The organism is Photorhabdus temperata (assembly GCF_025384845.1).
In the GTDB taxonomy this organism is placed as follows: domain Bacteria; phylum Pseudomonadota; class Gammaproteobacteria; order Enterobacterales; family Enterobacteriaceae; genus Photorhabdus; species Photorhabdus temperata.
The window spans coordinates 1-13,348 of sequence record NZ_JAJAFX010000082.1; the positions used below are offsets into that span (position 1 = coordinate 1).

Consider the following 13,348-nt stretch of genomic DNA (forward strand, 5'->3'; position numbering starts at 1 on the left):
CTCTTCGTTCATTGGATGAAGAAAGTATCAGTGAGGAGTTAATGATAAGTACAGAAGATGTGGTTAATCATATTCAGTCAATTTACCGAAAATTTGATTTGCCATTGCATGCAGAATTAAAAGATTTTTGCAAAGAAAACAAGTTCGACCTTTATATTCCAGAAAGATTTGTCACTATTGGTAGCATAGAATTAAATTAGCTATAAACTTAAATATCAATAATCAAATTTTAAGACTAGAAAAAGAGGAATGACACTATGATTAGTAAATTAACCCTTTCATCCCAAGTAATTAATACATTAGAGCAAAGTGATGACCCTTGGGGAATAAAAGATGAAAATTCATGTTTTATTTATGGCAATTCAGCAACAAAAAGATTTATTCATGATTTTAAAAAATCATTTGATTACGAGGGGCTTTATGATGATGAACTCAACTGGGACGGAGCTGAGTTTGCAAAAGAATTTATTGCTCATGATAAAAGTGTGATGGTAAACGGAAAAAGAGTATGTTCTCTTGAAACACATTTATTTGGTAAAGATAAATTTCTGTCATCTTATTTTTGTGAAAAAACACCTATTTATCATGATAATGGAAATTGTATAGGAATTATGTATCATATGTGGAAAGCTCAGGATTTCTCATTAACTCGTCTATATCATGGAAAACTCCCTGCATCTATTCTGTTCCAGCCACCGACTGATTTATTTACTCAGCGGGAATGGGATATTATTTTCCTTCTTTTACAAAAGTACACCAGTAAGCAAATGGGCAAAATGTTGGATATCTCCTATCGCACCGTTGAAACTCATATCGCACGGATATATAGAAAAATTGGTGTTAATTCCAGTTATCAGTTGGAAGAGTATTGCCGGCTGAATGATTATGATCTCTATGTACCAGAAAGATTTGTGCATCCAGAAAGTAGAATGTTCCTTTAACCTCTAGATTAAAAAGGAGTTTTTCTTAACATGAAGAAGAACTATACAATATCACCGCAGATTATTAACACAATGGAAATAAGCAATGAGCCGTGGGGAATAAAAGATAGTTCTTCTAGCTTTATTTACGGTAACTCTGCAACAAAAAAATTCGTTCATAATTTTAAGGAATCGTTTGATTACGAAGGGCTTTATGATCATGAACTTCCCTGGGATGGGGCTGTTTTTTCAAAAGAATTTATTACCCACGATAGAAGTGCTATGACAAAAGGACAAAGAGTATGTTCAATTGAGACTCATGTATTCGGACAAGAGCAAACTCTGTCATCCTATTTTTGCGAAAAATCACCGCTTTATCATGACAATGGTAATTGCATGGGTATTGTGTTTCATATGTGGAAAGTAAGAGAATACTCATTGGCCTACCTACATCAATATCATGAAAAACTACCATCATCCATTATACTCCAACCGCCGACTGATCTTTTTACTCAACATGAATGGGATATCATCTTTCTCTTTTTACAGAAACACTCCAAAAAACAGATTGGGAAAATGCTAAATATTACCTATCGTACGGTTGAAACACATATGGCCCAGATATATCGTAAGATCGGCATTAATTCCAGTCGGCAACTGGAAGAATACTGTCGAGCCAACAATTTTAATCACTATATCCCAGAAAAATTTCTATTGTCTTAGATTAAGTATTACTTCCCTGTTTCAATATACTACCTTTGTTAGTTATTTGTTGGTAAAATGGGTAGCCCTGCGGGAATATGGCTCTTATTCATAAATTGAATATACTTATATTCAATAGTTCAAAAATCAAAAACGCCTTAAAGGATATATATGAATAACACAGGATTAAGAAAAGTCCCTTTTATTACTTCCCAGTTAACAAATATGTGGGATAGAGGCTCTGATCCTTGGTTTGTAAAAGATAAAGAATCTCGTTTTATTTACGCAAACAGCGTGTTTATTAAAGCCAATAAGTTACCTGAAAATTTTAATGTTATAGGATATACTGATGAAGAATTACCAACACCAGTTAGTGGTTTCGCTCACCATTTTAAAGAACATGAGCGCAGAGTCTTAGCGTGTATGCAGCGAGTATCATCTATTGGTACTTATCCTCAAGGTAGTGGTCAGCTACCTAAATCCTATTATTGCGAAAAATATCCACTGATGTGTGAAAATAATCAGTGTATCGGCATTATTTCTCATGCCAAAGAAATAGATCATTTTACCGTGTCTCATTATATTAAGAATAATATTCCAATATCTATCTGCCCCAAGCCACCCAATAATTTGTTGAAAGATAAAGAGTGGACAATTATTTTTTTATTTTGCTGTGGTATTAGTAATAAAGATATAGCCACTGAAATGAATATTTCATGCCGTACTGTAGAAAAACATTTTGAAAATATTCATGAGAAATTTTCCGTCACATCGGTTTTGGAGTTAAGGTTACTTTGCAAAGAAAATGGTTATGACCTCTATATTCCACCAAGATATTCTGAGTCTATAGGTCATTTCTTATTATAAATAGTCAGTTTTACTATTAGCTGTTTCTCACTAAACTATTGATCATTACAGTAATAATCAGGAATACAATAATGGCATCACAGATTTTTCTACTCCCTCAAGCGATAAAGTTTTATGCCGATAAAACATATTGAAAACGTTTTGGATGACTGACTTATATACCGCCCATTGCGGCGGATGTTACTGTGTCCAGAATAATCTTCTGCTTACTTTAGCCTCTTACTTACAGCAAGGCGACGGCCTGCGCACAACTTTGACTCAGAATCCTCATTACCGTCTCCGCACCACTTCGATTGGGATTTATTCTTATCATTCGTTTCTCTAATGTGGGATCAGACTGACGAAATGTACCGGACACCCGGTAAAACAAAGGCGGTATTTCAAATTTTGATTCGGCACCTACCGGATAAGGCAGTGCGCCGAGTTGATGGGCAAAACAAAGCACCTGCTCTGCAATCCCTTCATAAAATTCCACCAGCAATACTTTCGATTGTGCATTTGCGACAAACGCCTGTTTTACCTGCGGTATGATGCCCTGATTAAGCCAGATAACCAGCGTTTCATTAACTTGAGCCTGTACTGCATGCATCACTGGCGCAAATACCAGTCCACGCAATACTTCTAACGCCTGAAATCCCTGTACCTGACTTCCGCCGGAATACATACTACGCCGGATGTTGTTTATTAGCGCGTGTTGACCTGCCACAATACCGACACCTTGCGGACCGAACAGTTTAAAGCTGGAAAAAGTCGATAATGCAGCACCACATTCACAACCGATATGTTCCACTTTCATAGCAGCATAGTTATCGTCAACCAGAACCGGTAGTGACGCCGAGTTCAGCAGTGATACGACAGCCGCCAGCTCATAAGAATCATCAATTTTCTGCCGCGTATGCTGTACCAGTCCAGCCACCGGCCGATGTTGCAAAATCGCAGTCCGTATTTGTTCTGGTTGATTAAAATCCGCCCGAATAAGATGTAATCCCATCTGTTCAGCAATCATCGCTGTCGTGGGATATAACGGCGCATCATGAATCAGCAGGGTATCGCCCGCATTGAGTAATGCCGCTAACCCACAACGTATTGCACCAGTTCCCGCCCCTTGCACCAATACGGCAGCCTCGGCCGAAAAGAAATCAGCAATGACCCGCTCAACCCGCTGTGTCATCTGTGGCTGGTTCAACCCCGGTACCAACCCTAAATCTCCCGTGGTAAGAAAGTCTGCGCCGGGAAAATGGCGGCAGATAATATCAACCAAACGAAACTGTTTTTGCTGTGCCTGCGCCATATTCAAACTATGTAATGGATAAGTGTTCAATATCTGCTCTCCGACACTCCCCCTCTATTTTTTCATCGCAAAATAAGGGGGGAGATCTATTCGATTAACCGATGCCTATCAGATGGATAATGTTAGCCAGAATACCAACAATAATCGTTGCAATAGGCCCAATAGCCATTTCAACCAAAGGACGTTTAGATGTACGGTTGAGCAGATAAATGCCCGCCACCACCATAAATCCCATTCCCGGCAGGATAGCATTGGCAGCAATCATTCCCCCTACCAATAGCGCAACTTCCAGCATACGGGTAATGACAGTACGAATATGGTCGCCACATGCTTTTACGCCAGGGTATTTATCCAGCCAGATAGCAATTTTTGCCAGTAGTTTGATTTCCACAAACATAATCACACAGCCGGCAATGAAGGCGATCCACAGGTTATTCGTGACTAATCCAGCGACAAACACGAACTTCATGCCGACCGGGCTATAAACCCCGGTGGCAATTGCCGTCATCCCCACTAACGGAACAAAACTGATTGCCCTGGCAAGCGCGACCAACATGGCGTTAGCCCCTTCTCCTTGTGCCATCAGTTGCAGTGATACAGGACCTTCCGCCAATAAACTGAGTGACATCGAGGCCGCTACCGCAGTTAAACCCCCACTGAGTACCAGTAACCAAATGTTGTTTTGAATACGTTGGATCCGCGTGGAAAACAAGCCGACCAGCATCTCATTCGCGCCTTTAGCCGGGGCCGGATCATCTCCTGCTTTGGGCGCACGCTCTTTCATAGCAAAGTAGAACATCACAATCATCGAAATCAGCAGCGCTATCCCGTTAGGATCCAGTTGTACCGGCTTATCCAGGGAACCACCAAAACTCAGTGAGCCTATCGCTTTGGTCGCGACATACCCCACCAATGTCGCAATCAGTACCCATATTCCTTTGCCATATCCGTATTGATAGGCCACAACAATGGCAGGAAACAACGCGAAGCAGGCAACAATGGGATCGCCAACTTTGCTCAGGTTGCTCATGAAATTAACCGGCAAATGGGCAAAGATATCGACAACAGATCGCAAACCCGTCATCAAAGCGACGGCATACAGCGCCCCCAGAATACCGGAAAGTATGAAACCTTTTTTACTGTTTGCGCACCAGGTACCAATGACGTCGGTTCCCAGCAACAGGCTATGCACCAGAATAATTGGCGCCGTCAGCGAGAACGGGATACCAAAACCGATAACCAGACCAAAACTTAAAGCAAAACTGGTCGCAGCCAGGGTTTTACGATTCATCCGCCCTTCAAGATGTTCCGGGATTAAAGGACGCAGACCATCATGAAACACCGCAATACCACGGTTAGCCATCATGGTGGATATTCCGCCAATAATTGCTAACAAACCCGCTTTAAACGGATCAATTTCCATTAAACGTGTGAAAAACTCATATTCCATCTTCCTGTCCTCATGAAGAAAAAATAGCCCTGATAACCACCGGCATAACCGCTTCTATATCCTGACCGGTAAAACCAAACGCCGTTTTCCCGGCGTTAATATGGGCAATAATTTCTTCATCAGGCAGGATTTTACCCGGCATACTGATGGTGACGCATTGATCAATACCCACGATGGCAATCGCCATTGCCAATGCGCCGCCACCGGTATTACAGGCCCCCAAATAGTAATCCGCATTGCCGCTCTTGAGGGCCATAGCGGCATCAATGTCGCCCATTACGGTAATGGATGAAGCTTTATCCCCGGCCAGACGGCGTAAGGTTTCAGCAATTTTTTCTTTCTCAATTTGTCCTCCAATAACAAATCTCATATGTTTTTCCTTTATTTGAAAAATACAGCAGGGTTATCACGTAACATCAAATCAATTTCTATCTGCGTTAATCCGGCATTGCTCAACATCGGCACAAAAGTGCTGATTAAATATTCAAATCCATTGCCGCCATTAGCCTTCAAATGGGAGCGGCGGGTAATATCCATCGATAACATGACGCGGTTAAGCAGGCCGCGTTGGGCCAGTGTCTGTAACATGGCAATCCGTTTTTCATCCGGGTAGTAATCGTTTTTGCCAATTGTGTCGAACTGTATGTAGGCCCCCTGTTCAATCATGCGCAGTATGTTGTCCAGATTGTCTCTGAGATCACAGTGACCAATAACCACCCGTTCAGTATCTACGCCCCGCTTTTTCAGTAACGCCAATTGCTCAAGCCCCATCGTGCTTAATGAAGTATGGGTAGAGACAGGACGCCCGGTTTCCAAATGCGCGATAGCCGCGGCGTGAAATATTTTCTCTTCATCAGGCGTAATCACCCCTTTACTGGAACCAATTTCTCCAATGACCCCGGCTTTCAACGTCGTGCCATCAATACCCTGCTCAATCTCAGCGATCATTTCATCCGCCAGTTGCCGGGCTGTGGTGTGCGCCACATGCTGAGGAAAAAAAGCAGATTGGTAATAACCGGTTGAAGCCATCACATTAATGCCGGAATCCCGCATCAAATCCAGCATAAACTGTGGGTTACGTCCCATGTAGCGATTGGTCATTTCTACAATATTGCGTACCCCCAGGCTGACCAATGTTTTCATCTCATCACAAATCAGGGCGTATTGATCCAGCCGGCAGTCAAGGTTGTTTTTAAATGACGATAAATCAATATGCAGATGCTCATGCGCATAGGTATAACCCGATGCATCAAACCTGTTTTGTTTAGTCATGAGGGCGCTGCCCATTAGCAGGGATACGATTTCCCTGGCTGTCATAAAGCCCTTCCAATACCGGATGTCCTGACTGGATGCCGCTGACCAACGCCACATCACTGCGGGTGGCAAATATCTGAGTGCGAAAGCACAACACGACAGCACACCCGACCGGAAATTCACCGCTAAGGGAAAAGTGGTAATCAATACTGCTGTTATCCATCGGTAACAGGTGAGTGGATATGATTTGGCCGTTTGGCATGAATATCAGCGCGTTATGAGCTCGCCCACGACGATAATAGCCGCCTCCATAGCAATAGCTGTTGCCGTTAAACCGATGGGATATTTCTGTCAGATACAACATAGCAATACGTTCAGGCTGTTCTCCCTGAAAATTGGCAAGGATTGTGCCGGTTAGTGCATGTCCGGGTTCTGTATGGGTAACACCATATTTTGCCAGTAACGGCAACGTGCTACAGCTTGACGCCGACGGTGCATTTATCTGTGTTACCTCAACCCCGGCCCGCTGTAAAATCTCTTTTGCTTTCAGCAAAGTAAATAAGTTCGGCGCCGGCAGTGTCTGTTGCAGCGCCTCTTGCCACAATAAGCAAGGAAAATGTGTTAATCCCATTAGTTTTACGCCGGGCATCGCCATAATGCGTCGCACAACAGTGTTCAATGCCGATATATGAAAACCGGCTTCCTGTCCGGGATATAAATGATCATAATCATCATAGATTTTCAGCATAATGCATTGCACATTTCCCTCATACTGTGCCAGACAAGAAATCTCTTCCGCTTTTTCCAAAGAAAATACCGTGATCACTTCCGGGTGTTGCTGTATCACTGAGGAGATCATGTTACGGGGGATCTGCACCAGATGACCGGCATGGATAACCGGTATCTTCCAGCTCATTAATATCCTGGCTTCTTTAAAATCCACTGCGGTGACCCCCTGATAACCCAGTACTATCAGCTTATGCGCCAACCAGGGGTTGCGCCCAACCTGTTTGGTCATCAGGTACAGCGCAATATCATGATGCTCCGCTACTGCAAGCAATCGTCCGGCATTTTCCAAAACCTGATCAACGTCAATGACATAGGTATCGGGCAGTAAAGCGCCTTGCGCCCATAATGTATGGGCGGCCTCAATCAGTGCAGGATTTTGTTTTTTTAGTGCGTTAATAAACATGCTGTACCTCCTTGTACGCCTGACAGCGATCAATGCCAAAGCAAGAAATAAATAAATGTTCAAATAATTATTTTTTTGAATATTTGATGGAAAAAAAATTCCTTCACCTCTGTTGCCGTGCTACTCCTGATTCTTTTGCCGCCCAAAGGCTAAACAAGTTCGCCAGCAGATAACCCTCTTCACAGGGATGTAATTGCACGTCAAATTGTGCCAGCAATGAAGCGTTAATCGCCTGCAAATATGCAAAAGCATCAGATTGACGTACTTCCATCAGCAGTTCAGCATCCATTGAACCGATTTGTTCTCCCCGGCGCGAGCGCATCAACGCATTTGCCATATGTGTTATTACCATTTCACCCAGCCCGCTCCTGACAGGGATTTCCCAATCATTCTCAAGCTGAGTCACTACTTGCAGCATGCCATCGCAGATGTCCTGATCGATGACATTTCCCTGACAGAGCAGATTCAGTCGATTTTCCATTTCATTGACTCCGTCCATTTCAAACTAATAACTTGGATCCTGTTGACCTGTCAGTACACGTTGTTGATGAGCCAACAACTCTGTTTTATTCACTGTAGTACGTAAAAGTTGTTGAATCGGAATGTCATCAACTCTGGTTAAAATCACCGCCTCAGAAGCTTGTATAAAGAACGGATTTCCATGGAGCGGCACCGCGATAAGCTCCCGGGAACTCAGTTCATCCTCTCTGCTAACGTTCCAGATCACGGCATCAATGTCGCCTTTCGCCACCTTGTCCAGGCTTTCGTGGTAAGAGATATCCACCAGCGTGATATCCTGCCCGGCAAAGTACACTTCTGTCATGATCTTCTGGTCGGCAGAATGATTATCCAACCCAACACGACGGATGTTATGTTCACCTCCCTTGCGATAAATCAGTTGATGTGCCCCAACATAGGTATGTGGGCCTAATTCAAGTACAGCGCACACATCATGCTGTTCCAGATAAGTTTGCGCCGCCAGATGAGATACCACTGCCAGGTCATAAATACCGTTACGCAGACATTCCACCCTGGCGTCTGAACCTCTCATATGGGCGAAGTAAAACGGAATACCATTAAATTGCGCTTTCAGACCACTCGCCAGCCCTTCGTACAATCGGGTATAAGGCAGCGGCATCGCACAAACCACGTTACCGATATCGGCATGTGCTAACAGCGCCTTGTGATCCAGACTGACCAGGTAACTGCCGTTACGCCCCCGCCGATCCACACAAATTGCACCAGAATTCTCCAATTTTTTTAATGCAAGTTGTACCAACCCAACAGACAACGCATAGTCAGACGACAGCTCTTCAATGGTCCTCAAGCGGTTGCCATTGCACTCACCTAGCAGATAACGCGCCAGACATGCCTGAGCAACCCCCTCTTTTTTAAGCAGACCACGACTCATAATTATTCTTCATTTTTTTGAATGTATTTATATCCAATTTAAGGAGACAAATAACAATCTGAAAATAACAAAAATGCGAGTGAGGTCACGATAAAATGAGTTTTCTTTTGCAATTACCGCAAAATTCGGCTCTTCATTAAACTATTTTTACGCTTTGGTTGTGGCTGGCTCCGGACGTTTCAGCATGGCATAAGCTAACCCTCCCAGCAGGGTACCAATAATAATTGACATCAAATAACCCAGTACTGGTGTGATAGCACCCGGGATCAACAGCACAAACAAGCCACCGTGCGGCGCCATCAGTTGTGCACTCACTGCCATCGAAATCGCCCCAGTCACCGCACCACCGACGATACAGCATGGGAGCACACGCATCGGATCACGGACAGCAAAAGGGATCGCCCCTTCGGAAATAAAGCACAAACCCAACACCAATGCTGCTTTGCCGCTTTCCCGCTGAACGCTATCGAATTTCTTCCGGGCAATCAGTGTCGCCACGCCCATGGCCAGCGGTGGGACCATTCCCGCCGCCATAATGGCCGCCATTGGCGCGTAGGTTTGTGAACTGAGCAGACCGACACCAAACGCATAGGCGGCTTTGTTTACCGCTCCTCCCATATCGGCACACATCATCCCGCCCAAAATGGCACCTAACAGGAGCGCGTTGGTTGTGCCCATATTTGAGAGCCAATGCGTTAGACCCGCCATGATGCCGGCGACCGGTTTACCGACAACGTAAATCATAATCAGACCGGTAATCAGGCTGGCGAATAGCGGAATGATCAAGATCGGTTTTAGCGCGGACATACTCTGCGGCAGCTTCACTTTTGCGCTGATCAACTTCGCCGTGTAACCGGCAAGGAAACCGGCAATAATGCCGCCGATAAAGCCCGCGTTCGTGCTGGTTGCCAACATGCCGCCAATCAAGCCGGGCGTCAGACCAGGGCGATCAGCGATTGAGAAAGCGATATAACCTGCCAGCACAGGTACCATCAAAGCGAAAGCTGAACCACCCCCGATCTGCATCAACGCCGCCGCCAATGTGCCCGGCTCTTTAAATGCGGTGATACCAAAAGCAAATGACAACGCGATACACAAACCCCCTGCCACCACCATCGGCAACATATAAGAGACGCCGGTCAACAAGTGACGATAAACGCCGGTGCTCTCTTCCCCTTGCCCAGCTTTAGCATCTTGCCTTTGCGGCTCGAAAAGCTTTGCTTCAACCAATGCTTTATCAAACTCTTGAGCCGTTTTCTTCAACACCAGACTGGTTGAGGCGCGGTACATCGGCTTACCAGCAAATTTCGCCAGATCCACGTCGATATCCGCGACTATCAGCACCAGATCCGCATCTGCCACCTCTTCCGGCGTAATAACATTACCCGCCCCCACTGAACCGCGGGTTTCCACTTTCACCCACCAGCCACGCTTTTTGGCTTCGGTTTCGATGGCTTCAGCTGCCATAAAAGTATGCGCCACCCCTGTAGGACAGGCGGTAACCGCAACAATACGTTTTGTGTCACAACTCAGGTCGGTTACCGGTGTCTGATATGGTTTCGCGTCAGCTTTTGCTTGCCGAAAGAAGTCTTCCGGTGCATGCAATGCTTGTTCCGTGTTGCCAAGATAAACCCGTTTGCCATTTAGGGTGCTATCAGCGGGTATGGTATCGCCGGTCACGACCACCAAATCGGCTTCAGCCGGATTTTCTGTCAGTATCAGCCCATTTTCCGCCGCAGCGGCACTGAGGACAGTTTTCACCAGATAGCTTCCGGCCAGTCCCAACGAAGGATCAACGATAAGCAACGTTTTCATAACATCTCTCCCTCACCCAAACCGGAAGCAATCGCTTCACCAATGGCAGCTATCGCCTGCTGCGCATCATCACCGTTGGCAGTGACGTGAAGCCGATGACCTTTTTTAACGCCCAGCGCCATGATTTTCATCAGGCTGCGACCATTTACCGGTTGACCGGCACCATCAAGGTTGATGATGGTAATTTCGCTGGAGAATTGCCGGGCAACGTTGACCAACACCGCACCTGGACGGGCATGTAAGCCGTGGTCGTTACGTACGACGAACTCCGCGCAAAATGTTTCACTCCGCCCCGGTACGCCACGGGTCAGCAATGCCAGTACCGTCGGCGCATCAGCTTTCAGCAAACATTCCGCTTTCTGTGCTAATAGCAAGTTGCTCAAGTGATGCAACACATTCAACGGCTGATCGTCGGTAACCGCAACGGTCAACAACATCACCACTACCGGTTCGTTATCCCGCGTGCATAACCGGCTGACGGCTACCGCGCTGGTTAAGTTACCGTCGGGGCTGTCGCTCAACCAAATACCTTGTCCGAGATCCAGCGGCTTACTGTTAATCACTTTACTGACAAAAGTAGTATCCACTGCACCCGCTTGCTGTAACCTCCCGGCATTCAGCGCCTGTAGTGTCATCAGATCGCCGGCATTAATATCCAGCGTAATCAGGCTGGTATCGAATTTAAACTCGGCTTGCCGGCCTTCTCCCATTAGCAAGCTACGCAGTGCCTGGGCTGAATCAATAGCTTTTAGCTGCCCGGCAATACGATCGTCGCTCAACAAGTGTGCTAACTGACGCAATAGTGACAAATGCTCATCGGAACATGCAGCGATACCGATGACCACATAACATATAGCGCCTTTATCCCATTCCACACCCTGTGGGAAGTGAAATACCTGCACGTCGGTTTTCAGCACCAAATCACGGGTATTGATCGTGCCATGCGGTATGGCGATACCGTTGCCAAGGTAAGTGGAGATTTGCCTTTCGCGTTGCAGCATACCATCAACATAGGCATCACTGACGTTACCGCTAGCGGCTAGCATGGCCGCCACCTGACGGATGGCATCCTCTTTACTGGTTGCAGTTGCACCAGTGTGGATATTTTGCAAAGCCAACTGGAACATAATTTTCCCCTCTCACTGAAGATAAAATCGTCTCAGTTATGCTGAGAAAAAAGCATTAACATCCACCGTGAAGGAAAAAGCGATAAAACTGAAACGTTTCAATCAGTGTGGGATACGATTGATTTTTATTCAATAGTTGTACTAAATAAGATTGTAATTTTTTGAGATTACGCACATTTTTCCCGGTATCGTTCTTTGAGTATTTCCAGTTCAAGGCATTAGCCAATAGATGACCACCAAGAATATCTACCCAATTGCAAAGAACCTTCAAGAGTTGAGTATCCTGATGGATGAATTGAAACCCGTACCCAAGAAGTCAATTATCAATACATAAAGTAACACCAGAAATAAAGAATCCATATGAACAATGGATGACATATTCTTCGAATCAACGGAGATGAACCATAAATGAAGTAATAATTCGATTGACTTCAAATACTGTTCCTCGTGTCCACGGGGATGAATGAGATAATCCCAAATCAATACCTATTACCGATTGAATTATTTTCACGATTATTAGCATCACCCAGCTGTCGTTTGTCAGGATACATTAAGACGTTTTTACGTCTGACAGGAAACCGGCCAACAACGGAATATAATCGATTGGGAAAAATAGTAATATCATTATCCCCGGTATTTCATGAAGAATGAGCTATTAGTGAAACAATTAAATTGATGGCGTTATTAGTTATCAAGGCAAATTGGGATAAATATATTTTTTGATTAAAAATCAATGTGTTATTGTATCGCAATGATAATTAGACGGAATTTAAGTGAATGAGAAGCTGTTTTATCTATCGTGGATTATTTTTCTGAGAAAATGGCATGTCACTATCCATTTTATCGTTTATTAGATTGAAGATAATTGAATTCATACCTAGTCTGTAATACTTTCTTACAGTTTGTAACAATTTCTTACAAATTTATATTTTTGTAAATTTATAAAAAACGCTTGCTATTTGATCAAGGTTTAATAATTATTACTTTAAGTTCCGTCATACAAGCAGTATGAAAGGAATTTCAACTTCTGTTCCCTTTATTCAAAGGGATTAATCGATTGGGATACATTGCTGTCTTCCTGTCGTTCAATTTGTTATTACTCACTGCATAGCGCTGTGCTTGCTGTCTGTGGTAATCGGATTTTTGCTACCTTATTTTTAAGATCGCCTCGACAAGAGTGTTCCAGTGCGGGGTCACCAGCTTATCCTGACCCTGAACCCGGATTGTTTTGCCAATCAGGGGGAGATGTATCAGTTCAGCCTGGTGGTGACACGCCTGCTGACGGTTTTCATCAGCATGGGCGCTTTTTTGATGATGAA

12 protein-coding genes and 1 pseudogene are annotated in these 13,348 nt (G+C 44.5%); 4 read left to right on the forward strand and 9 right to left on the reverse strand.

The genetic code is table 11. The features are described from left to right. From LGZ99_RS21980 to LGZ99_RS21995, 4 genes and pseudogenes are all read left to right on the forward strand, one after another. A pseudogene (locus LGZ99_RS21980) lies at positions 1–200 on the forward strand (PAS domain-containing protein); the annotation flags it as partial. A 57-nt stretch (positions 201–257) separates the two neighbouring features. Continuing rightward, the gene (locus tag LGZ99_RS21985; protein ID WP_023046136.1) at positions 258–941 is read left to right on the forward strand and encodes a helix-turn-helix transcriptional regulator; all 684 of its coding nucleotides are present in this window, start codon (positions 258–260) and stop codon (positions 939–941) included. A 30-nt stretch (positions 942–971) separates the two neighbouring features. Beyond that, positions 972–1,643, forward strand: a complete 672-nt coding sequence (locus LGZ99_RS21990; protein WP_021324723.1) for a helix-turn-helix transcriptional regulator — start codon at positions 972–974, stop codon at positions 1,641–1,643. A 150-nt stretch (positions 1,644–1,793) separates the two neighbouring features. Further along, complete coding sequence (locus LGZ99_RS21995) at positions 1,794–2,489, forward strand: helix-turn-helix transcriptional regulator (RefSeq protein WP_023046135.1); 696 nt, start codon at positions 1,794–1,796, stop codon at positions 2,487–2,489. A 223-nt stretch (positions 2,490–2,712) separates the two neighbouring features. Here LGZ99_RS21995 and LGZ99_RS22000 read toward each other — a convergent pair whose 3' ends face one another. The 9 genes from LGZ99_RS22000 to fruB form a co-directional block, all read right to left on the reverse strand. Beyond that, the gene (locus tag LGZ99_RS22000; RefSeq protein WP_036841604.1) at positions 2,713–3,810 is read right to left on the reverse strand and encodes an aminotransferase class V-fold PLP-dependent enzyme; all 1,098 of its coding nucleotides are present in this window, start codon (positions 3,808–3,810) and stop codon (positions 2,713–2,715) included. 64 nt (positions 3,811–3,874) lie between these two features. Beyond that, positions 3,875–5,230: a YhfT family protein gene (locus LGZ99_RS22005; RefSeq protein WP_021324720.1), complete on the reverse strand. Its 1,356-nt coding sequence runs from the start codon at positions 5,228–5,230 to the stop codon at positions 3,875–3,877. A 10-nt stretch (positions 5,231–5,240) separates the two neighbouring features. After that, entirely contained in the window at positions 5,241–5,600 is a 360-nt protein-coding gene (locus LGZ99_RS22010; protein ID WP_021324719.1) for a DUF2620 domain-containing protein, read from the reverse strand. 11 nt (positions 5,601–5,611) lie between these two features. Then, the gene (locus tag LGZ99_RS22015) at positions 5,612–6,502 is read right to left on the reverse strand and encodes a phosphotriesterase-related protein (protein ID WP_262979598.1); all 891 of its coding nucleotides are present in this window, start codon (positions 6,500–6,502) and stop codon (positions 5,612–5,614) included. After that, entirely contained in the window at positions 6,495–7,676 is a 1,182-nt protein-coding gene (locus tag LGZ99_RS22020) for a YhfX family PLP-dependent enzyme (protein ID WP_036841608.1), read from the reverse strand. Before LGZ99_RS22020 ends, LGZ99_RS22015 begins: the two co-directional genes overlap by 8 nt. A gap of 103 nt (positions 7,677–7,779) precedes the next feature. Continuing rightward, entirely contained in the window at positions 7,780–8,157 is a 378-nt protein-coding gene (locus LGZ99_RS22025; RefSeq protein WP_021324717.1) for a PRD domain-containing protein, read from the reverse strand. A 24-nt stretch (positions 8,158–8,181) separates the two neighbouring features. After that, a complete protein-coding gene (gene yhfZ / locus LGZ99_RS22030) occupies positions 8,182–9,087 on the reverse strand; it encodes a GntR family transcriptional regulator YhfZ (RefSeq protein WP_021324716.1) in 906 nt (301 codons plus the stop codon). A 147-nt stretch (positions 9,088–9,234) separates the two neighbouring features. After that, a complete protein-coding gene (fruA, locus tag LGZ99_RS22035; protein ID WP_036841610.1) occupies positions 9,235–10,902 on the reverse strand; it encodes a PTS fructose transporter subunit IIBC in 1,668 nt (555 codons plus the stop codon). After that, positions 10,899–12,029 carry a fused PTS fructose transporter subunit IIA/HPr protein gene (gene fruB, locus LGZ99_RS22040; protein WP_036841611.1) on the reverse strand — a complete coding sequence of 377 codons (1,131 nt, stop codon included), beginning with the start codon at positions 12,027–12,029 and terminating at the stop codon, positions 10,899–10,901. Before fruB ends, fruA begins: the two co-directional genes overlap by 4 nt. Positions 12,030–13,348 lie beyond the last annotated feature (1,319 nt).

Excerpts from the sequence above, each read along its gene's own strand:
- LGZ99_RS21985 (WP_023046136.1), top strand. The coding sequence starts at position 258 with ATGATTAGTAAATTAACCCTTTCATCCCAAGTAATTAATACATTAGAG.
- fruA (WP_036841610.1), bottom strand. The coding sequence starts at position 10,902 with ATGAAAACGTTGCTTATCGTTGATCCTTCGTTGGGACTGGCCGGAAGC.
- fruB (WP_036841611.1), bottom strand. The coding sequence starts at position 12,029 with ATGTTCCAGTTGGCTTTGCAAAATATCCACACTGGTGCAACTGCAACC.
- LGZ99_RS22015 (WP_262979598.1), bottom strand. The coding sequence starts at position 6,502 with ATGACTAAACAAAACAGGTTTGATGCATCGGGTTATACCTATGCGCAT.
- LGZ99_RS22005 (WP_021324720.1), bottom strand. The coding sequence starts at position 5,230 with ATGGAATATGAGTTTTTCACACGTTTAATGGAAATTGATCCGTTTAAA.
- LGZ99_RS22025 (WP_021324717.1), bottom strand. The coding sequence starts at position 8,157 with ATGGAAAATCGACTGAATCTGCTCTGTCAGGGAAATGTCATCGATCAG.
- LGZ99_RS22010 (WP_021324719.1), bottom strand. The coding sequence starts at position 5,600 with ATGAGATTTGTTATTGGAGGACAAATTGAGAAAGAAAAAATTGCTGAA.
- LGZ99_RS21990 (WP_021324723.1), top strand. The coding sequence starts at position 972 with ATGAAGAAGAACTATACAATATCACCGCAGATTATTAACACAATGGAA.
- LGZ99_RS22020 (WP_036841608.1), bottom strand. The coding sequence starts at position 7,676 with ATGTTTATTAACGCACTAAAAAAACAAAATCCTGCACTGATTGAGGCC.
- LGZ99_RS21995 (WP_023046135.1), top strand. The coding sequence starts at position 1,794 with ATGAATAACACAGGATTAAGAAAAGTCCCTTTTATTACTTCCCAGTTA.
- yhfZ (WP_021324716.1), bottom strand. The coding sequence starts at position 9,087 with ATGAGTCGTGGTCTGCTTAAAAAAGAGGGGGTTGCTCAGGCATGTCTG.